This is a genomic window from Paenibacillus sp. FSL K6-2393, assembly GCF_038002545.1.
Classification (GTDB): Bacteria; Bacillota; Bacilli; order Paenibacillales; family Paenibacillaceae; genus Paenibacillus.
In genome coordinates, this window is the sequence record NZ_JBBOCU010000001.1 from 1,208,154 (window position 1) to 1,229,303 (window position 21,150).

General features: G+C 45.0%; 22 protein-coding genes and 1 riboswitch. Of the genes, 14 read left to right on the forward strand and 8 right to left on the reverse strand.

Annotated features, from left to right (window positions below):
* The first annotated feature begins 77 nt into the window (after positions 1-77).
* The 4 genes from MHI14_RS05245 to MHI14_RS05260 all read left to right on the forward strand — a co-directional run bounded on the left by MHI14_RS05245 (position 78) and on the right by MHI14_RS05260 (position 3,801).
* Positions 78-794 carry a Cthe_2314 family HEPN domain-containing protein gene (locus tag MHI14_RS05245; RefSeq protein ID WP_289390333.1) on the forward strand — a complete coding sequence of 239 codons (717 nt, stop codon included), beginning with the start codon at positions 78-80 and terminating at the stop codon, positions 792-794.
* A 129-nt stretch (positions 795-923) separates the two neighbouring features.
* A riboswitch (SAM riboswitch) is annotated at positions 924-1,064 on the forward strand.
* Positions 1,065-1,189: 125 nt separating this feature from the next.
* Positions 1,190-2,224, forward strand: coding sequence for a methionine ABC transporter ATP-binding protein (locus MHI14_RS05250; protein ID WP_289390332.1), 1,035 nt, complete (start codon positions 1,190-1,192; stop codon positions 2,222-2,224).
* Positions 2,225-2,884: a methionine ABC transporter permease gene (locus tag MHI14_RS05255; RefSeq protein WP_036673326.1), complete on the forward strand. Its 660-nt coding sequence runs from the start codon at positions 2,225-2,227 to the stop codon at positions 2,882-2,884.
* 77 nt (positions 2,885-2,961) lie between these two features.
* Positions 2,962-3,801, forward strand: a complete 840-nt coding sequence (locus MHI14_RS05260) for a MetQ/NlpA family ABC transporter substrate-binding protein (RefSeq protein WP_133387447.1) — start codon at positions 2,962-2,964, stop codon at positions 3,799-3,801.
* A 119-nt stretch (positions 3,802-3,920) separates the two neighbouring features.
* Here MHI14_RS05260 and MHI14_RS05265 read toward each other — a convergent pair whose 3' ends face one another.
* Positions 3,921-4,292, reverse strand: a complete 372-nt coding sequence (locus MHI14_RS05265; protein ID WP_341131674.1) for a DUF2167 domain-containing protein — start codon at positions 4,290-4,292, stop codon at positions 3,921-3,923.
* 219 nt (positions 4,293-4,511) lie between these two features.
* On the opposite strand from MHI14_RS05265, the gene MHI14_RS05270 reads away from it, so the two are divergent.
* Positions 4,512-5,291: an SDR family oxidoreductase gene (locus MHI14_RS05270; protein WP_017692411.1), complete on the forward strand. Its 780-nt coding sequence runs from the start codon at positions 4,512-4,514 to the stop codon at positions 5,289-5,291.
* 139 nt (positions 5,292-5,430) lie between these two features.
* Here MHI14_RS05270 and MHI14_RS05275 read toward each other — a convergent pair whose 3' ends face one another.
* Complete coding sequence (locus tag MHI14_RS05275; RefSeq protein ID WP_053783253.1) at positions 5,431-5,676, reverse strand: NifU family protein; 246 nt, start codon at positions 5,674-5,676, stop codon at positions 5,431-5,433.
* 80 nt (positions 5,677-5,756) lie between these two features.
* Here MHI14_RS05275 and MHI14_RS05280 point away from each other — a divergent pair, with 80 nt between their 5' ends.
* Positions 5,757-6,011 (forward strand): YuzB family protein, encoded by a 255-nt coding sequence (locus tag MHI14_RS05280; protein WP_036605750.1) that lies wholly within the window; start codon positions 5,757-5,759, stop codon positions 6,009-6,011.
* On the opposite strand, the gene MHI14_RS05285 is transcribed toward MHI14_RS05280, so the two are convergent.
* Together MHI14_RS05285 and mqnE are read right to left on the reverse strand one after the other, a co-directional pair.
* Positions 6,008-7,069 carry an NAD(P)/FAD-dependent oxidoreductase gene (locus MHI14_RS05285; protein ID WP_036673332.1) on the reverse strand — a complete coding sequence of 354 codons (1,062 nt, stop codon included), beginning with the start codon at positions 7,067-7,069 and terminating at the stop codon, positions 6,008-6,010. The genes MHI14_RS05280 and MHI14_RS05285 overlap by 4 nt on opposite strands.
* Positions 7,070-7,303: 234 nt before the next feature.
* A complete protein-coding gene (gene mqnE / locus MHI14_RS05290) occupies positions 7,304-8,410 on the reverse strand; it encodes an aminofutalosine synthase MqnE (RefSeq protein WP_091037892.1) in 1,107 nt (368 codons plus the stop codon).
* 631 nt (positions 8,411-9,041) lie between these two features.
* On the opposite strand from mqnE, the gene MHI14_RS05295 reads away from it, so the two are divergent.
* The 7 genes from MHI14_RS05295 (at position 9,042) to MHI14_RS05325 (ending at position 14,361) form a co-directional block, all read left to right on the forward strand.
* The gene (locus MHI14_RS05295) at positions 9,042-9,398 is read left to right on the forward strand and encodes a HesB/IscA family protein (protein WP_062837974.1); all 357 of its coding nucleotides are present in this window, start codon (positions 9,042-9,044) and stop codon (positions 9,396-9,398) included.
* A gap of 224 nt (positions 9,399-9,622) precedes the next feature.
* Positions 9,623-10,264: an NAD(P)-dependent oxidoreductase gene (locus MHI14_RS05300; RefSeq protein WP_091037890.1), complete on the forward strand. Its 642-nt coding sequence runs from the start codon at positions 9,623-9,625 to the stop codon at positions 10,262-10,264.
* Between the two features lie 284 nt (positions 10,265-10,548).
* Positions 10,549-10,914, forward strand: a complete 366-nt coding sequence (locus MHI14_RS05305) for a hypothetical protein (protein WP_289390329.1) — start codon at positions 10,549-10,551, stop codon at positions 10,912-10,914.
* Between the two features lie 264 nt (positions 10,915-11,178).
* Complete coding sequence (locus MHI14_RS05310; protein WP_341129969.1) at positions 11,179-12,063, forward strand: AraC family transcriptional regulator; 885 nt, start codon at positions 11,179-11,181, stop codon at positions 12,061-12,063.
* A 166-nt stretch (positions 12,064-12,229) separates the two neighbouring features.
* The gene (locus MHI14_RS05315; RefSeq protein ID WP_133387453.1) at positions 12,230-12,808 is read left to right on the forward strand and encodes a hypothetical protein; all 579 of its coding nucleotides are present in this window, start codon (positions 12,230-12,232) and stop codon (positions 12,806-12,808) included.
* A gap of 150 nt (positions 12,809-12,958) precedes the next feature.
* Positions 12,959-13,837 carry an EamA family transporter RarD gene (gene rarD, locus MHI14_RS05320; RefSeq protein ID WP_341129970.1) on the forward strand — a complete coding sequence of 293 codons (879 nt, stop codon included), beginning with the start codon at positions 12,959-12,961 and terminating at the stop codon, positions 13,835-13,837.
* 182 nt (positions 13,838-14,019) lie between these two features.
* Positions 14,020-14,361, forward strand: a complete 342-nt coding sequence (locus tag MHI14_RS05325; protein WP_091037880.1) for a hypothetical protein — start codon at positions 14,020-14,022, stop codon at positions 14,359-14,361.
* Positions 14,362-14,370: 9 nt separating this feature from the next.
* On the opposite strand, the gene MHI14_RS05330 is transcribed toward MHI14_RS05325, so the two are convergent.
* The 3 genes from MHI14_RS05330 to MHI14_RS05340 form a co-directional block, all read right to left on the reverse strand.
* Positions 14,371-14,826 carry a hypothetical protein gene (locus MHI14_RS05330; RefSeq protein ID WP_101314224.1) on the reverse strand — a complete coding sequence of 152 codons (456 nt, stop codon included), beginning with the start codon at positions 14,824-14,826 and terminating at the stop codon, positions 14,371-14,373.
* 877 nt (positions 14,827-15,703) lie between these two features.
* Entirely contained in the window at positions 15,704-16,753 is a 1,050-nt protein-coding gene (locus tag MHI14_RS05335; protein WP_445670328.1) for a glycoside hydrolase family 53 protein, read from the reverse strand.
* A 347-nt stretch (positions 16,754-17,100) separates the two neighbouring features.
* Positions 17,101-17,328, reverse strand: a complete 228-nt coding sequence (locus tag MHI14_RS05340) for a hypothetical protein (RefSeq protein WP_017692425.1) — start codon at positions 17,326-17,328, stop codon at positions 17,101-17,103.
* 248 nt (positions 17,329-17,576) lie between these two features.
* Here MHI14_RS05340 and ppk1 point away from each other — a divergent pair, with 248 nt between their 5' ends.
* The gene (gene ppk1 / locus MHI14_RS05345) at positions 17,577-19,658 is read left to right on the forward strand and encodes a polyphosphate kinase 1 (protein WP_339310725.1); all 2,082 of its coding nucleotides are present in this window, start codon (positions 17,577-17,579) and stop codon (positions 19,656-19,658) included.
* On the opposite strand, the gene MHI14_RS05350 is transcribed toward ppk1, so the two are convergent.
* Complete coding sequence (locus MHI14_RS05350) at positions 19,618-21,147, reverse strand: Ppx/GppA phosphatase family protein (protein ID WP_341129971.1); 1,530 nt, start codon at positions 21,145-21,147, stop codon at positions 19,618-19,620. The genes ppk1 and MHI14_RS05350 overlap by 41 nt on opposite strands.
* Between the last annotated feature and the right edge of the window lie 3 nt (positions 21,148-21,150).

Genomic DNA, 21,150 nt, shown 5'->3' on the forward strand with positions numbered 1-21,150 from the left:
GCAAGCAGCAATTACACGGATTGGATGATGTGTTAAGGTGATGAATTCTTGTTGATTTGGAAAAGAGGAGGTTAGATATGCTGCGAACGTTGTTGGGGGAAAAGCCACGTATAAACGAAGGTAAATTGAAGGCAGCGATGGACGCAATGGCGCATACGCTTGAGCTATTTCAACGACAAATGCATGTGGACCATGATCCCACGCATGACTATCGGAAGCTGTATGTGTGGACTCAGGGACTCATCTCCTCACTGGATGAACTGGAGCAAAGCTGTTTCGCTGCTGCTCATTTTCGCAAAAAGGTCGTTGCAGGTTCAACGGATGATATGACGCCGACTGAAAAAGCCGAGTATGCTCGGTATGTGTATTTCTACAAAGATGGCTTTATCCGCTGCTTTGCCATTCTGGATAAAGTCGGCACCGTCTTAAATGAAATATTCCAACTGAATACGTCAAATACCAAAGCGCATTTTTCATATTTTACTGTGTTGAGGCAGTTCGATTATGTGAGGGAGCATCATGATCTTGCGTTGCGATTGATTCAGATCAAGGACTCTTATCGTGAGCCGATGAGCAAGCTGCGCAAACGTCGTAATATGGAAATTCACTACATGAACTCCGAAATGCACGATGACCTGTGGCAGTTACACCAGACATTACAAGGTAAAGTGAAGTTGGAGGATCTGAATCAGCATGTGCAGGAAATGCGTCAAGGCGTCGATATGGTCTGTGAAACGTTAACAGCCTCTTATAGTTATATCAATAATATATGGAAAAGAAATAATTCCCTTTGACAAATCGGAATACTTGGAATATACTGAGTTTCAATCGAATGTTACACGGATAGAACTGATATTTCGGAAGTTACGTTCACATTATAAAGCATAAACTACATGAACTTATAAAATCCTACAACAACATATTTCTTATCGAGAGCGGCGGAGGGACAGGCCCGATGAAGCCCGGCAACCGATTTGTAACGACATGATCTTGTATCATTCGTTATAGATGTTAGGTGCTAATTCCTACAAAATGGTGCAAGACACGATTTTGGCAGATGAGAAGGTATATTCTTTCACGTGAAGAGCCCTCTTTGTATCTGCAAAGGGCTCTTTTTTGTACTTTAAGGGGAGTTTTCCTTTAGATCGGGTAAAGATACATGTAGGTGGTTGGAAAGGGGCAAGTGCGATTGATTGAATTAAAAGGTTTAACGAAAACATACGGCAAAGGGGCAAAATCTACAACAGCGTTATCCGAGCTGAATTTGAGCATCCAAAAGGGCGAAATCTACGGAGTGATTGGCCATTCTGGAGCGGGCAAAAGTACATTGATTCGCTGTATTAATTTGCTGGAGCGCCCTACGGAGGGTGAAGTATGGGTTGACGGGATCAACCTGACTGAACTGAGCAAAACCGAATTGCAGCAACAGAGACGCAAGATCGGGATGATTTTCCAACACTTTAATTTGTTATCCTCGGCAACGGTATATGACAATGTAGCTTTTCCACTAAAACTTGTGAATACACCCAAAGATGCCATTGATCGCAAAGTGAAGGAAATGCTCGCACTGGTTGGTCTGGAACACCATAGCAGCAAATATCCGGCTCAATTATCGGGTGGACAGAAACAACGTGTCGGGATTGCGAGAGCACTTGCAAGTGACCCAAATGTACTTCTCTGTGATGAGGCTACTTCGGCACTTGATCCGCAGACGACAAATTCAATCCTGAAGTTACTGCTCGACATTAATGAAAAGTACAACCTTACAATTGTGCTGATCACACATGAGATGCATGTCATTCAGAACATCTGTGACAAAGTGGCTGTCATTCATCAAGGTGGTATTGTGGAACAAGGACCTGTAACAGAAGTGTTCCTGAAGCCGCAGCACGCGATTACGCGGGACTTCATGATGCGTGACCATGAAGCTGGACTTGCCCTAGAGGAGACGGCTCTGGCGAATGCAAGCATTGAATTGCAGGCAGGTGTTGCTTCCAAACTTGTGAAGATATCTTTTCTGGGTAACAAAACGTATGAAGCGATTTTGTCCAGGACGGTACGTAAGACGGATGTGGATTTTGCCATCCTGCAGGGTACAATCTCTACGATTAAACAGGTGCCTTATGGACAGCTGACCGTTCGGTTCGAGGGTGATTCAATTGCGATTGATCGGACGATATCAGAATTGACCGCAGAGGGACTTGATGTGGAGGTGCTTCGTTAGATGGATTTTTCAACAGTTCGCTGGGAAGAGGTTGGTAAAGCCTCCATTGAGACACTGCAAATTTTGGGTGTATCAGGCTTGTTTACCGTTATCTTAGGTTTACCGCTCGGAGTTCTGCTGTTCATGACGGCTAGATCTGCTTCGATCAAGTCACGGGCAGTGTACACGATACTATCTCTGATTGTTAATATTTTGCGCTCAGTCCCATTTATCATATTGATTGTTGCTCTTATTCCATTCACTCGTATACTCGTCGGTACAGCTACAGGAGTGTTAGGTGTTATACCACCTTTAGTTATTTCAGCAGCTCCTTACTTTGCTCGCTTGGTGGAGACGACGTTGCGAGAAGTTGATCGGGGTGTCATTGAAGCGGCGCAGTCGATGGGTGCATCAACCGGACAGATTGTAAGACGGGTGTTACTGCCTGAGGCACTGCCTGGTCTGCTTGCTGGTATAACAATCACGATCGTTACGCTTGTCTCTTATACGGCGATGGCGGGCATGGTTGGTGGTGGAGGTCTTGGAACACTGGCAATTAACTATGGATACTTCCGTTATCAAAATGAAATCATGATTATATCTGTAGTGTCGATGATCATTCTTGTGCAAATTCTCCAGATGGCTGGGGATCGCTTGGTTACATTTTTCACCAGGAAATAACACATAGATAACTTGATGGATATGCATTTTATGCGGACGCCACATGAAAAAAAATGATTAGAGAAGGGGTTTTACACATGAAAAAATGGTCTTTTGCTCTACTTAGCCTTATGTTAATTGCGGTTCTCGCAGCTTGCGGAAACAACAAGGACGCCGATAGCGGCGCAGACAATTCAGCAGGTGCACCGCGCACGGTTGAATTGAAAGTTGGAGCTTCACCTACACCACATGCAGAGATTCTGGAAAGCATCAAGCCTGAACTGGAAGCACAAGGTATTCGTTTGCAAGTTGTTACGTTTAATGACTATGTACAACCCAACCAGCAACTTGCTGATAAAAAATTGGATGCAAACTTCTTCCAGCACCAACCTTATCTGGACACAGAGAATAAAGAACGTGGATTCAACCTCGTTTCTGTAACACCTGTTCATGTTGAACCTTTTGGTGGATACTCCAAAAAGATTAAGTCTTTGGATGAATTGGCTGACGGCGCAAAAGTAGCAATTCCAAATGACCCATCCAATGGTGGACGTGCTCTGTTGTTGCTCGCGAAGGAAGGTATCATTACGCTGAAAGACAACACAAATATTACTTCTACGATTCAAGATATCACAGCAAATCCGAAAAATCTCGATATCATCGAGCTTGATGCAGCCATGATGCCTCGTCAATTGGATGAAGCGGATCTGGTATTCATCAACGCTAACTATGCGCTTGAAGCAAACCTGAATCCAGCGAATGATGCTTTGTTGATCGAAGATCTGCAAGGTAACCCATACGCGAACATTCTCGTTTCCCGTGAGGACAACAAAGATTCAGATGCAATTCAGAAGCTGGCTGCTGCTCTGCACTCCGAAGAAGTGAAAACATTCATCAAAGAACGTTATAAAGGTGCAGTTGAACCCGCAACTGAATAATTCACGATATGTATGACATGATGTGAAGCTATATAAAATAAGCCGTATATCTCTTCTGAAGAGATATACGGCTTATTTTATGTTTCCTGAGTCTGTGCTGATGTGGGGATCAACATAAGTCAGAGTTTTTCCGTTTTATCAGCGCTATAGTGATGTCCAGATTGACGGTAGTAGGACAATTCATTTTGATCAGCATACTGCTGTTCATCTGCTTCTTGCAGATACATGCTCTCGGAAGGAGAGAGTTTTTCTTCTTCTCCATTTAAGCTTTTGATTTTGTATCTGATCCAACCGATTAGCCCGAGAACGACAACCAGGATCAAGGCCAATCCTTTTTTGAGCAAAAGAAGAGCACTGAATTTCTGGGAAGCCGTGTACCCGATCCCGCCCATCAGAAGACTGTTGAGCCCTATGGTGGATGTTTTGTCAGTCGAAACATTGTACTCCTCGTAGGTATATCCTGCATTGATGCTAAGTTGATTAAGGACAATGCACTCAAATTTTGATCGTCATCATGGATATGACCTGTCTTCACGTACTCAAACACAACATACCACGAGCCGAATTCGCTATTGCTGGTTAGGCTTCCGATTTCAATCAAAATATATTTGGAATTTAAGGTGGATAATCCCTTGTGGATAAGCGAGTTGTAGGAGGACGATAAATCTTTTATACTGGATAGTGACTGCTCTTTGAAGAGGGGGATGAACGTGAAGGGAAAGATTGCCCTCATAACGGGAAGTGCCAAAGGTCTTGGTAAAATGACGGCCCTCAGTCTGGCAGATCAAGGGTGTCATATTGCCCTCAACTATGTACACAGCAGAACAGAAGCTGAGGCTTTAAAGGCTCAGATTATAGCCAAGGGTGTGCGGTGCATTGCCATCCAGGCTGATATATCCAAGGTGGAAGATATCTCTTCATTGGTTGAGCAGGTGGAAGGCAACCTGGGCAGCATTGATATTTTGGTGAATAACGCAGGTCCATTTGTCCGTGAACGACGATTATTTGCGGATTATTCTGAAGCTGAGGTCCAGATGCTTGTGCAGGGAAATCTGTTGGGACCGATGTTGCTGGATCAGCGTGTATTGCCAGAGATGAGACGCAAGCAATGGGGACGCATTATCCATTTTGGCTTCAGTCATGCTGGAGAAGCGAGATCTTGGCCTCATCGCGCCGTATATGCGGCTGCTAAGGTGGGTCTGGTATCTTTTACAAAGACACTCGCGGTTGAAGAAGCCCCGTATGGAATTACGGTTAACATGGTATGTCCAGGTGACATTCGTGGTGCGAACAAAGAGAAAACGATTGATGAAATGGCAGGCATCACCGACGAGGAAACGCCAAGAGGGCGACCAGGCAGCGGTGAAGATATTGCACGAGTGATTACGTATCTGTGCCTTGATCATTCCGATTTTATAACAGGTAACATTATGGATGTATCTGGAGGACTTGATCCGATTCGTCCAACCATACAGCGCGAGGATACTTAAAAGGTGAATTAAAGGATTGTACGTGGAAACGGGTCAAAGGGACAGATGAAATGGACTCTCTGCATATGCACACAAAAAAAAGAGCCCTCCGCTTCATGCGAAGCGAAAGGCTCTTGAGGTTTATTTCGTGAAGGATTGATTAGAATACTTGTACGACTTCTTGTACACCCTCAACTTCTTCGAGAAGGGCACGTTCAATCCCGGCTTTTAAGGTAATGGTGGAGCTTGGGCAACTGCCGCAGGCACCGACCAGTTTCAGCTTAATGATGCCGTCCTCCACGTCGACCAGTTCCACGTCACCGCCATCGCGCTGCAGGAACGGACGAAGTTTATCAAGCACATCAGATACCTCATCATACATGGTGCTTTGTGCGTTTTCGCTCATATTGTTCAACTCCTTTCCTTCCTATATTATATTACAAATGGCCACAAATTAAAATGGTCAAACAAAGCAGGTGAACTTAATTGAGACCGATTATTGAATTTTGTGCCAATAATATGCATTTTGGCACAGATGAAGTCATGGATCAACTGGAAGAAAATCCAGACTATGACGTGATTGAATACGGCTGCCTAACCAACTGCGGCCAATGTTCTATGACTCCATTTGCACTGGTGAATGGCGAAGTTGTCATCACGGACAAAGTGGAAGATCTATATAACGCCATTTTGGCCAAAATTGCCGAAGCCGATGTCTGGGACGAGCTCGATCTCGACTAGCCGAGATGGCGCTTGGACATCCAGAGCACACCACTTTTCAAAATACGAGGTACACGTCCCATCATGGACGTTTTGCCCATCAGCCCAAACCCAGACTTCTTGCCGAGTGCACCGAGTGTGCCACGAAGCTTGAGTGGATGTGGATTGGGCTTTTCGCCTTTCCAGAGGGCATGCTGAATATGGGCGATCTGCTCACCCTGCACTTCCGCAGCTTGACCGCTAGGTGCATAAGGGACACTCGCACAGTCACCAACGACATATACATCGGTATATTCCGGGATTTGGTAGTATTCATTCAGGACGACACGTCCTTGAGGGTCTTTGGTCACGTCCAGATCCTGTACCACTTTTACGGGCTGAATGCCTGCAGTCCACACGACAGCATCGGTTAGGATCTGTTCATCCCGGTTATAGATGGCGTTCGGTTCAACACGTGAAATGGCGATATGCCCGCGTGTCTCTACCTGATGTTCGTTGAACCATTCATGCACATACACAGACAGACGTTGTGGGAAAGCGGATAATACACGTTCACCACGATCCAAAATGCTGATGTTTAGATCGGGTCTGCTCTCACGAAGTTCAGCTGCCATCTCGACACCACTTAATCCTCCGCCTACGATATGCACATTGCCATAGGCTTTGACTTCATTAAGGCGCAGGTAGGTCTCGCGTGTTTTGCTAAAGCTCTGAATGGTACAGCTGTAGTCTTCGGCGCCAGGCGTGTTGTGGAAACGATCTGTACAACCAAGTCCAATGACAAGCTTGTCGTACACGAGCGGGTCTTGGCCTTCAAATTCAATCTGACGCTGTTCCAGGTCAATCGAAGTAACTTCTCCATAACGGTAAGTGACTTTATCGCTCACTGGAAATTGGATACGCAGGTCATAATCAGATACGGTTCCTGCTGCGAGTGCGTAATATTCTGTCTTTAATCCCTGAAAGGGGCTACGGTCCACCAAAATAATTTGTGTATCGGATGGAATTTTACCCTCCAGAAGTTCCTTGATGATTGTGAGGCCGCCATAGCCGCCTCCAAGAATGACGAAATTTTTCATGACTCGGCTTCCTTTCTGCATCAGTCCCACTGAAATGGGGCTGTAAACTGTGGAGCAGCTATGCAATAACATAGCTGCTCCTTTTGTTATGATTTGAATAATTAAAAAGTAGACGTTGAAAATTGAAGATATTATTCAGCAGTTTGCACCACTCGAATTCAAACGTCTCCCTATAATGAAAGCTTCGTTCTGGAGTGGTGCTGGTGCAATATTGGTTGTGGATGGAGTTATGTCCTATTCGTACACTTGAATTTCATTGTAGAACGTATCACGTTCTACCGGAATACGTCCTGCACCTTTAATGAGCCATATGAGCTCTTTACGTGTAAGGCCTTCAGGTGTGAGTGCACCTGCCGCATGACTAATCCGTTCGCGAACGATCGTGCCGTGTGCATCTGAAGCACCAAATCCAAGGGCAACTTGAGCTAGCTGTGGACCGATGTTAATGAAGTATGCTTTGATATGATCGATGTTATCCAGCATCAGACGGCTGATCGCAATTGTTTTGAGATCCTCATAAGCCGAGTTACGACGCATAATGCTCGCGTTTTTACTTTTTGGCTGCATGGAAAGCGGGATAAAGACCATGAATCCGTTGGTCTCATCTTGCAATTCACGGATCTGCACCATATGGTTGACGCGGTCCTCATAGGATTCGATCGATCCATACAACATCGTAGTATGTGTACGCATGCCGAGATCATGAGCTGTACGGTGCACCTCAAGATAACGATCCACGTTGGCTTTGTCTACACGCATTTTTTTGCGATATTCATCCGAGAGAATCTCAGCGCCGCCACCAGTCAATGTTTTCAGACCTGCTTTTTGCAGCTCTTGCAGAACTTCCCTGATACTGAGTCCGCTAATCCGGGTGAAGAAATCAATCTCGGCTGCCGTGTAAGCTTTCAGTGTAACATCTGGATATTTCTCGTTTAAAGCACGCAGGGAATCGACATAATACTGAAAAGGAACATGGTTGTTATGTCCGCCTACGATATGGAACTCACGTACGCCCGGATGAATATGCTGTTCCACATAATCGATCATTTCCTGACCGGATAATGTATAAGAGCCTTCTTCACCCTGGTCTTTACGGAAATTACAAAAAGCGCAGCGGGCTTCGCATACGTTCGTAAAATAAAGACTCATGTTTTCGATGAAATATACTTTCTTGCCATTTTTCCGCAAGTTGGCCTCATTGGCCAACTGGCCCAAAGTCAGCAGATCATCTGTTTCATACAGATATACGCCGTCTTCTACGCTCAGCCTTACGCCGTTCTGCACTTTCTCAACGATTTCAGCCATTCTTTTGTCTGTGAACGGTGTTACCAATGTAGACATACTGTTTCCTCCTGTTCTTAACCGGATTTGAGTTGTGTGTAGGATCTGTATACAGAACTACATAGCAAAGATGCGGTCATCTGCCGCTTCCTTATAAGGACTAACTCTTATTTACCCGGTGCAGCGTGTGCTGCATATGAAAGCTAAATTTTTTCAAAAAATGGAGTCTGTTGACTCATATATGCATTGGGGACTGCGTTGCAGTCTCGAAATGTGAAAAAAATTACAACTCCAATTATGACCATCGTCTGAATAAGTCATGACAAAATATCGACATTTCAGTGCGACCACCTATTCATTATAAACCTCGTATCGCGGGGGTTCAATACACTGGGAAGAAAAAGGAGTTCAGGGGGAACGCGGAAAGAGGCAAACATGACTTGAGACCCTTGACGGGGTGGAGTATAATTTGAAGAAGAGTTAATGAAAGGTTGTTCAAAAGTACGCTTTTGATTACGAAGGATGCCTAGCGGCATCTCAGCGTCGAATATGGGATTCAGCCGAAATGTCCGTTGCTCACGTAGTTTTGCCTACGCTCCGCTACTCCATTTCTATCTTCATCCCATCTTCTTGGTACTGAAAAGCGCCCTTTTTGAACATGATTTTATATGAAAAAGGAGAGTGACCTGGCATGATTAACATCAGCGAAACGGCTGCTGACAGATTGAAAGAGATGCTTGCACAGCAAGAGACACCTGGTATGTTCCTGCGTCTTGGCGTAGCACCGGGCGGTTGCACCGGATTTTCGTACGCCATGGGCTTTGACGATAAAGAGTCCGATGAGGACCTGTATATGGATATTCAGAACATGAAGGTTGTAGTCGAGAAGGAAAACCTGAAATATCTGAATGGACTTGAAATTGATTTTGAAGAGTCCGGTATGACGGGTGGGTTCACCATCCATAATCCGAACGCAGTAGCCACTTGTGGTTGTGGATCTTCTTTCCGTACGAAGGAAGATGCGGGTGTGCCTGATAAGGATTGTTAAGAAACTGAGTTGTACAGCGGTTTCCCAATTCTGTTTTGAAATAAGCAGTTTGCAATCCCTTTAATAGATAGCCTCTGAATTGTATCCGTTTTGCACGGGCATGATATCAGGGGCTTTTTTGCGTGTACTGATTGTGCATGGTTGACAAACTTAGTTGTAACAACTATAGTTACAATATAAAGTTCAAACATAAACAATATCGATAATTTAAAGGAGAGATCATGATGAACATTGCAATCATTGGTGCAACAGGCAAAGCAGGAAGTGTAATTTTGAAAGAAGCCGCAGACAGAGGTCATAAAGTAACGGCAATCGTTCGTAATGCATCCAAATTGGAAGATAAAAGCTTGAATACGCTGGAGAAAGATGTATTCGATCTTACAGCTGAAGATCTTAAAGCATTCGATGTGGTTGTAAATGCATTTGGTGCTCCAGCGGGTAAAGAAAACCTGCATGTGGAAGTAGGACAAGCGTTGATCAACATCCTGAAAGATGCACCAAACACTCGTCTGATCGTTGTGGGTGGAGCAGGAAGCCTGTTCACTGACGAGTCCAAGACATTGCGTCTCTTTGAATCCCCAGGATTCCCTGATGCATACAAAGCAACTGCAACGAACCAGGGTCAAAACTTGCAGGATCTGCAAGCATCCTCTGGTATTCAATGGACATTCCTGAGCCCGGCTGGTTTCTTTAATCCAGAAGGTGTACGCACCGGCAAATATCAAGCAGGCAACGACGTTATTCTTGTGAATAGCGAAGGCAACAGCTACATCAGCTATGCAGACTATGCGATTGCTTTGGTTGATGAGATCGAGAATCCACAACACAAAAACGAGCGCTTTACCGTTGTTGGTGAAGTGAAGTAACACTTTTAAATTATAATATGGAACATACAAACGGACGCTGATCTCCACAGATTGGTGTCCGTTTTTTATGTTATCGAAGAGGGATGATCTGCAATAACGTTAGACAGTTTAGAGGATTATCGCTCAACTTCCAACTACTCCTTTGAATCTATGTTATATTATTCTAAAGATGGGAAGGAAATGTGATTATGTGAAAACCATCTTCTCTTCATTGGAATTTCTGCGAGTTCAAATGTACAAGGGAGTGAACAGTTGTGAAGATGTATTCTAAAGGAGTTATATTATTGATCTTTGCGGTTTTTATGATTAGTGTATCGAGTGGTTCAGGGTTGTCCCAATATACAAACGTTAAAAATACGATGAATCAAATTCACATCACTTCTCTTTATCCGAAAAATAAGAATGGACAAACATATGGCTCTGCCATATATGCGACTTCTCCAGAAACGGAACCTGATTTAATCCTGGCTACTGGTGTGGATGGTACAGAAGGATATCTGCTGAAAAAAGACATGGATGGCGAGCAACCAAAAACACCTGAAGAAGCTATTGCGATACAGAACAGCAGACCACCAGACGGATGGGATATTCCACTGTATGACAAGGATGGTGAAACCGTAATTGGTGTGTTTCATGTTGGAGGAAAGTGAAAGTAACCAGATTAGGATCAAATGTGATGCTACCATGAAACGTTAATGAAATGACCACCATTCGGGCAGTTGATCAAAAGGGTCGGCTGCTTTTTAATTTTATGATTTATTTAGTTTGCTAAAGGATGAGAAGGTAATATGCAATACTTCATTACAAAATTTACAACATATATCCTTCGGACGATACGAGAAACTTAATTGCGCACAAATAGTTGCGATACGAAAACCTAACGAAACTATACTTTTGTTGAGAGGAGGGATGGGGTGGATTGGCTTATGAGGATGAATCGGGCATTGGATTATATTGAAATGAACTTGGTCGGCGAGATCGAATTGAAGGAAATTGCTCAATGTGCTTATTGTTCTTCACATCAGTTCCAGAGAATGTTCTCGTTCATTACCAATGTTTCACTTGCGGAATATATACGAAGAAGAAGACTGACTCTGGCTGCAATTGAATTGCAGAATAGTGATAGGAAAGTTGTTGATATTGCCATAAAGTATGGGTATGAGTCACCGGTATCATTCGCAAGAGCTTTTCAATCGGTGCATGGTGTTAATCCAGCGATGGCTCGTGAAGAAGGGACTGCCCTCAAAGCCTATCCTCGGCTTTCCTTCCTTATTTCAATCAAAGGGGAAGAGCCTATGAACTATCGTATCGAAACAAAAGAATCCTTCGAAATATTTGGAATTGAGAAAGTGTTTCAAGTAAACGGAGTAGAGACCCCCGCAGAATTATGGAAGCAAAGCCACGAAAACGGTGAGGTTGAAAGACTTGCTACAAATGCTGGTGATCTACCAAACTCTTTGAATCCGAATTATCATAAAGTTCATGCGGTGTGTAGCTACAAAAAAACTGGAGAGGATACCTTCCCATACATGTTGTGTGCATTTAAAGGTGAAACAAGTAAATCTGATGGTTACACAAGTATAACGATACCAGCACAAACGTGGGCGATCTTTTCATCTGATCCTTTTACATGGGATAAATTCGATGAAACTATTGAAACTTTATATAGACGATTCTTTTCTGAATGGCTTCCTACTACAGGATACGAACAGGTCGACGGAATGGAATTTGAAATTACTGGTGGTAAAGATGGACTGAATTTTGTTGAGCTATGGTTTGCTGTAAGAAAAGTATCTTAGTTTTATTTCTTTTAGATTATCTGGATGATAACTTAACAAAGACAATTGGAGCAACCGACGGTGTCGGTGGGTTGCTTCTTTGTTCACCTAAACTTCCAGGAAAATGCAACATTTTTCCTATTGAAAAGGTCAATAAAGATGTACGAAATAACGTCATGAGAAGAAGGTGGGAAAACTGAAGCTTCGTATATTCACGTTAATATGTTTTATATCCACCGTTTTCTTTATCTCAAATGCACAAGATGTTAACGCTTTGTCATGTGTAGAATCGGGAAGCCCCCAAGAACAGTTAGAAATATATGATGGAGCTGTTTATGGTGAAGTAAAGCAAATAAAGGTCGACTTAAAGCAAGAGGGGTTTACGGGGACCAAAGAGAAAATTAGATATATTTTAGTGGAGGCTGAAAGGAGTTGGAATACTGAAGTTGTCTCTCAACTCATTATTGCAACTAACTACACTTGGGGGTTTGATTTTAAGGAAGGCAACAAATACTTAATATACTTTAGCGAAGTGGATGGCGAGTTAAGCAGTAGTCCGTGCAGTGTGACTATCGAAATGAATAATCTTAATCAAGCAACTGAACTATTCGGGGAAGGATATCCACCAAAACAACAAGTAAACCTAGAACACAAAATGTGGTTTATGTTTGAGCAAGATATTGATTTATATATCATAGGTGTAGTCGTATTTGCGGTGATTTTTATCCTTTTTATGAGAGTAAGAAAGAAAAAGGGAAAAGTATAATCTCGCTGCACTAACGTGAAGCTTTTGCCCAAAGATAAATTAGTTGAACGAGAGCATGGCTTCCAGCATGACCTATGACCCCTTTACTTAAACAAGGATCGAGGCGTATAATCCGTTGAGACATTAGAGTAAGTAAGAGGGGAAAAAGCTATGAATAATGGGTTAATCAACGCGATCATTGCGTATATCATGTGGGGGGTTCTCCCGCTGTATTGGAAGTTGTTTGAAAATGTACCGGCAGGCGAGATTTTATCACACCGGGTTGTCTGGTCATTTGTCTTTATGGGGATTTTCGTTGCCGTCCAACGTCGTTGGAGTGACATGAAGCGCATTCTGACCAGTCGTTCGACCCTGCTGTCCCTTACCGCGAGTGGGCTGCTAATTGCTGTTAATTGGCTTATCTTCATCTGGGCAGTTAACAATGGTCATGTCGTTGAGACAAGTCTGGGCTATTATTTGAACCCGTTGCTGAATGTGTTGCTGGCGGTTGTCTTCCTTCATGAAAAACCAAACCGGGGACAATGGCTCGCGATTGCCATCGCTGGTGTCGCGGTACTTATCATCGCTATCGACTACGGACGTTTCCCATGGGTTGCGATCTCATTGGCCGTGTCATTTGGCTTGTACGGTCTGGCGAAGAAGAAGATTAAGCAAGACGCTTCTGTGGGCTTATTTTCGGAGACAGCTGTAGTTCTGCCCGTCGCACTCGGCTACTGGATCTATCTGGCTGTTGTAGGAAAAGCAACGGCATGGACGCTGCCTGCGCCCATGTTCTTCGAACTGCTTCTATCTGGTGTGGTGACGGCGCTGCCGCTGCTCTTCTTTGCACGGGCGGCTGCTCGAATGTCGTTGTCCACATTAGGCTTCGTACAGTATATTGGGCCAACAATCATGCTGATCCTGAGCGTGTTCGTGTTCAAGGAAACGGTCTCGCCAGTTCTGCTCGTTGGTTTCGCGCTGATCTGGACAGCGCTTATCGTATACGCTGCCGCATCAATGCGTGCTACGAGACTAGCTAAGGTAAGCTGAATTTAGAGGTATTCTGGTATCGTCATAGTTGCCCTGTCTGCCGATTTGGTGGACAGGGCAACTATTTGTTTGAGGGGAACGAAACTCGACAAAAACCAGAAAGGAAGCTGGATCAACCTTGTGGTAAAATACAGGAGTACTAATCAAAAATAGTAATAAGAAAATGAGGAGGCAACAGATATATGATGGTCAATGACCTGTACCGTAAACGTGTTCTGTTCTTTACAAAGAATGATGTAGTTCAGACATTATTTCAGTTTTCTATTTCAGCGATAATTGGTGTTATATACGGGGTTATGCTCGTCAACGAGACGATAGGTGGGCTTATTAATAAATTGCTCCCGAGCACGGATGGTCCGGATCTTCATTTATATCTGCCCGTTGTGATAACGGTGTTCATCTACTCGTGTTTTATTCAGAAGAGACAACGGATTTTACTTGAAAAAATCTCATTTAGTTGTCTCCATATTTTTGTTGCCCTGCTAGGCTGTGTTTCTTCAGTTATTGTGTTATTGGTGTTCTAATCCAAATTCCTACGTATCCACACCTTCAGCCCCATCAACTGCATCAATCACACCGACAGCGAGTGTTGTTACCGCAGCAGCAGCTAAAAGATTCTTGGCACCAAGCTTCACTCTGTCCTTATCTTCCTCTTTCATGCCCACAACAACATCTTTACCGCTGTTATATACATACTTGGCTGATATCGCTACACCTTTTGCAGTATTGGTTACAGCACCTCCAATATCGGCAAGCCCCGCGTCTATGGCGGTATCATCTTTTCGAATTGCACCACTGGCAAGATCATATGTGCCACTAGCCAGTTGTCCAACGGTTTTGCCTGTATTAATCGTAGCTTTCTCTACGCCGTTTCCGATTTCTTTGATAAAGGGGCTTCCTGCGATCTCACCAACAACCCTCACGCTGCCGCCGAGTACTTTCCCGGTTACTTCCCCAGCTAACTGACCTAGCCCTTTTAAAAAACTCATCCTTATGCCTCCTCTCCTATAAAAAGTTGATCCTATGTGTTATCTCAATAAACTTATTATATTCATATGTAAGCCAAAAGAACATCAGTCTCCAGCCCGAGTGGTACACCCCTCCTCGATTGATCGCGACACGCTTTAGAAGTTCCACAAGGAGCAGCAACGTAGTGAAGGGGGCGGAATCGATTCTGAAGAAGCGAAGCGTACGCCTTTATCCCCGGATTTTCCCCCTTATCAGGGGAATTCATAAAATCTGGGGATAACAGCGATCATAAGAACGATCCGCCACCGGAACGCCACCACGCGGCCCCCTCAACGCACTTCATCGCCAAAAGGCGCTCATCCCACCGGGAACAGCGCCTCAAGCCCTTGTTTTACCTTGCTACCTAATCCATTTGACTACACACGGTTTTAGAAGTGTCTCAAGGAGCAGCAACGTAGTGGAGGGGGCGGAATCGATTCTGAAGAAGCGAAGCGTACGCCTTTATCCCCGGATTTTCCTTATCAGGGGAATTCATAAAATCTGGGGATAACAGCGATCATAAGAACGATCCGCCACCGGAACGCCACCACGCGGCCCCCTCAACGCACTTCATCGCCAAAAGGCGCTCATCCCACCGGGAACAGCGCCTCAAGCCCTTGTTTTACCTTGCTACCTAATCCATTTGACTACACACGGTTTTAGAAGTGTCTCAAGGAGCAGCAACGTAGTGGAGGGGGCGGAATCGATTCTGAAGAAGCGGAGCGTGCGCCTTTATCCCGGGATTTTCCCCTTATCAGGGGAATTCATAAAAATCTGGGGATAACAGCGATCATAAGAACGATCCGCCACCGGAACGCCCACCACTGCTCCCATCCAAACTTCTAACCTCTCCGTGTTCTAGTCAATAAATCCTTCCATGACAGCCGTTGGCATCATATTGGACTGCCATGCGCCTTTGCCGTAGCCGCCGTTGTATCCTGGTGTAGCCTGAGGCTCCCAGTAGAATACACCTTTTCCTTTGCCATTTGGCAGATTGCGGATTTGGTTTTTCATCGCCGCAACAAAACTTTTACCAGCTGCAGCCTGGTTATTGTCCATGCCAATTTCGGAGATGATGATCTCTTTACCATAACGGTTGATCATATCCTTGGCGTTGTTTACCGTATTTGTAACAGCGGTGTTCCAGCCGGAAGCTGAAGGATAGAGGGACATGGCGATCATGTCAAAGTTAGCTCCGTTATTAATCAGACCACCAATATTCCATACATAGAGGGCGTTATCATCCCCACCTGCCAGATGCACAATGGTTTTGGTACCGCTGCTCAGGGATTTCACTGCGTTATGGCCTGTATTCACCAGCCACGCATAGTTTTTCATGTTGGTGGATGCTTTACCATCTTCCCATAACATGCCGTTGCTTGTTTCATTACCGATCTGTACCCAGTCAGGGGTAACACCTTTGCTTTGCATCGCTGTGATAACTTCACGAGTGTGGTTCCATACCGCATCCATGAGCTGTTGGAACGTATAGTTTTTCCAGGCAGCAGGTTTGGTTTGTTGACCAGGGTCTGCCCAGGAATCGCTGTAGTGCAGGGTAAGCATTACACTCATGCCAGCATTCTTGGCACGTTGTGCGAGTGTAGCCGCACGATCCTTATTCATGTAACCGTTCCCATAATCATTCGAAGGATTAACAAAGACCCGAATGCGAACGGAGTTGATTTGATAGTCGTTTTTCAAAATATCAATGATGTCACGCTGTACCCCGTTTTTATCTTTCCATTTGTAACCTTGGGCTTCCATTCCGGGAACCCAACTGATGTCAGCTCCTTTGGCGAAACTTGGTGCTGCGCTGGCATGCTGACCTGCGGGCAACATGATGGAGGTGAATAACAAAACAAAAGCCAACATGATGGATGTCTTGAAACCCCTTACATTTTTGAACATTACAAGATGCCTCCTCGGATTTAGGTTGAGTTGCATCCTAATTATAGCCATCTTGGTTTGCTCTACTAAAGGGTCTATTTCCAATATTTTGGGTGTTTTCTCAACCTCTCTACAGAAAATGAGAAAACAAAAAGCCGTCCGAAGACGGCTTTTCTACCCGTGGCGCTTTTTGAAACATTGATCCGTATCCCGCGCCTCCACCAGACTCTTTTAATTTGAGCTAGTGGATCGGGTAAGGGACACGTTCAACATGTGATTAGAAATGTTGACGCACCTCCTTTCCTTGTGGCAAGAGTATACAACACCTGGTTTCGGAAAGCTAGTCTTTTTTACGTTTTTACGCAAAATTATTTTTCAGTCTGGAACATCGTGATATCTCGTGCATAATGACTCTTTGTTCCGTCATTGTTTCGGATGCGCACACTGTCTTCACTGATCCGCTCCACAATGCCACAACCGACCTCGCAATAGACGCCAGCCGGGTCTTCCTGCCATGCGCTTACCATACATTGGGATAGTGCAGCCGTGAAAAACTCTATATTTTTTTGTAACGTTCTAGGTTTGTTGGATTTCATTATATACTCCTTTAATCAAATATATTTGGAATGAGAACAAGCAACCCGACCAAATCACACTGTACTTCACTTTACTCTGTCTATTGACCTTTGTAAAGGGATGGAAAAAGTTGCGGCCATGAGGTATCATTTACATAAATTTTACGTAGCGTTTACACTGCGCTGACGCTTGATGTTGATTACGAATAGTACAATTATATGAGAACTTCTAACCAAGAATAGATATGCAACACATTCGGAGGCCATACATGCATAGAGACGTCAAAACAGGCAACTACGTTAATCGTGATTTGAGTTGGGTTGAATTTAATCGGCGCGTACTTCAGGAGGCCCAGGATCCAACAACGCCTCTGCTGGAACGCATGAGATTTCTCGGCATTGTCGCTAGTAATCTGGACGAGTTCGTCAGTGTAAGGGTGGCAGAGACAAAAGAGAAGATCAAGGCCGGATTCACGCAAAAAGATTTTACAGGATACACGCCTTCGGGATTGTACCGCAGATTGATCAAACGAACCGGGACCATGGTCGCCGAACAGTATAAAACGTATCGTGAACTCATTCGTCTACTAGCCAAAAAAGGCGTGAACATTCAGGAATATACAGATCTTAATGTGACACAGCAGCGCGCAATGGACCAATACTTTCATGAAATTATTTTTCCGGTACTCACACCAATGGCGATTGACCAGAGTCGTCCGTTTCCGCTGGTACACAACAAGTCTGTCTATCTGTCCGTGATGCTTCAGAAGGAAGGGGAGCAAGAGGGCGAGCCGTTTATGGCTATTGTTCAGGTGCCTTCCAATCTGCCGCGAGTAGTTCAAGCTCCCATTCGGGCGAATAGTAAAAAGAAAACATTTATTCTGATTGAAGACCTCATCAAACATCATATTCATACGCTCTTTAGCGGATATGTCTCACTTGCTGCACAGGAATTCCGAGTGACCCGCAATGCGGATCTGTTTATTAATGAAGAAGAAGCGGAAGATCTGCTTGAGGCCATTGAAAAAGAATTGCGACGCAGACGCCGCGGGGCTCCTGTACGACTGGAAGTCTGTAAGGATTTTCGTCCGGATGCCTTATTGGAATTGCAGGATGAATTTGATATTCAGGACCCGGTATATGAAATTGATGGACCACTTGATCTGAGTTTTCTGGCGGGATTCGTGGACAGTCTGGAAAGTTTTTCACATCTGAAATACAGTCCGGTGAAGCCGGTCTATCCACCGGAGTTTCTGCCAAGAGAAAGTCATTTTGAGCTGCTGCGCAAACGCGATGTACTGGTGCATCATCCGTATGAATCGTTTGAACCAGTCACTGATTTTATATTGGAGGCTTCCGAAGATCCAAGAGTCCTGGCCATCAAGATGACATTATATCGGGTTAATGGCGACTCACGCCTTATTCCGGCACTTGCACTTGCGGCTGAGAGTGGTAAGCAGGTCACGGTGGTGGTGGAACTGAAAGCCCGATTTGATGAAGAGCGTAACATAGCTTGGGCTCGTAAGCTGGAGAAGGCCGGTTGTCACGTGGTTTATGGACTGGTTGGACTCAAGACCCATGCCAAAATCATTCTTGTCGTACGCAGGGAACAGCAGGGGCTGAGACGTTATGTTCATGTAGGAACAGGTAACTATAATGAGAGTACAGCCAAAGTGTATACGGACGTGGGACTGTTCACCTCCAATCCGATTATTGGGGAAGATGCATCCGAGTTGTTCAATGAGATTACCGGATATTCCGGTCCGAAGGCATTGCAGGCATTCCGCGTAGCTCCGGATGGTATGAAGGATGAACTGTTCGCACTGATTCGTAGAGAAACGGAGCATGCGCTGAAGGGCAAACCTTCCAGAATCATTGCCAAGATCAACTCCTTATCCCATCAGGATATGATTGATGAGTTGTATGAGGCTTCTCAAGCTGGCGTGCAGATCGATCTGATTGTGCGTGGTGTATGTTGTCTGCGTCCGGGGGTAGAGGGGCTCAGTGAGAACATTCGGGTCATTAGCATTGTGGATCGTTTTCTGGAGCATTCACGGTTATTTTATTTTGAGAATAGCGGCAACCCGGATGTATTCATCTCCAGTGCAGACTGGATGACACGTAACCTGAATCGAAGAATTGAACTGATGTGTCCCGTATTTGATCCAGAGCTGAAGAAGATGCTGGTCGATATTCTTAATCTGTCCCTTATGGATAATGTCAAAGCCAGAGAGCTTATGCCTGGTGGCAATTATGTATTTGTAAAAAATGAAAAGCCCCCGCTGAGAAGTCAGACGGAGGCCATGGGGATTATCCCTTGGAAGCCTGCTGAATGGAGTGCGTTAACGTAATTCCCCAGGCTTCCTTCAGATCCTTGACGGCCTCTTCCAGGCCATCAAGTTCCAGTAACGGCTCAGCTGTACAGGTGAATTGCACCTGCAGCGAGTCGTTTTCTTTTGTTGCTTCAATCGCAGCGATGCTTTCGGATCGATTGATGGCTTCCGCTACGCGCAGCAGAGAGCCAATACGATGAGCATGCCGCTCATCCGAGTTTTTCAGAATGTCCCGGTGCTTATTCAGCAGCTGGGGCGTTCTTTTTTTGGGATGATAATCAGCTGCACTGGCACTTAGAATGGTCTCCCGATGAGAAAGTCCATAGATACTTGCATTCATGATCCAATAGGCCGAGTGCTGTGTATAACGGAAATAGTTAATCTGTTTACCTGCCATGTGCAGCATGGAGGATGCATACAGGATTCGGGCATCTGCTTGATCAGGAGGGGTACCTTGTAATGCAGTATACAGGGTAACCGTATCCTGATGAATCCGTTGCAGACGTTTCTCTGGAATAGGCGGACCAAAATGGATAAAGTTGCGGATACTGTCCTTCAGCGCGTCCGGAACGACCGGCTGACCTCCAGCCATGTAATCACGCAACAACCCGTCTCGTAGACCCGCACCACTAACCACATAACGATCTCCCTGTATTAACTGGAAGACGGTTCGAAGGATCAGTACGCCGGGCACAATGATGTCTGCGCGATCTTTGGCGAGCCCAGGTACCTTTTTGCGCTGTGCCGAGGTGAGATGAGGCAAGGAGCGAGCGATGTTCTCCATCGCTTCCTCACTGATCTCATAATGATGGGTGACAGGCAAAGAATACTGGGTACGCTTCTGTTCCACTTTGGCAAGTGTACGCATTGTGCCACCAAGTCCGATGAGTGGCAGGCCGGGATGCTCACGAATCCAATCCTGTCCACGGAGAGCCTCAATGACTTCGTTGCACAATGCATTTGCATTCGCCTCGGTCCACTGATCTTCACCCCCATAACGGGCATGTGAATTCACTGCACCAATGGGGAGGGAGATGCTATGTAACCTTTTCCGATCCTGAAAGACCGTGATCTCTGTGCTGCCGCCTCCAATATCTACGACGTAACCGTCTGCCAGATCAATGGATTGAGTGACACCAAGGAACCCATAATAGGCCTCCCGATCTCCCGATACACATTCAATGGTAAGTCCCGTCTCTGTCTCCAGCCATTCAATAATCTCCAGGACATTGCTTGCATTACGAATAGCTGCTGTAGCTGCTGCGCGAATCAGCTTGGTCTGATACGCTTCACAGGTCGCTTTGAATTGACGCAAGATGGTAATGGCTTTATCCAGAGAATGGCGCAGAATGGTTCCATCGGACTCAACAACGCTGCTCAGACGAGCGGCGTATTTGTCTTCATGAATGATGCGATAGGCTGCGTCCTGATCCAGTTCATAGATAACCAGACGAATGGAGTTCGAGCCGATATCAATAATTCCTAAGGTTTCATTAGTACGTGTCATAAG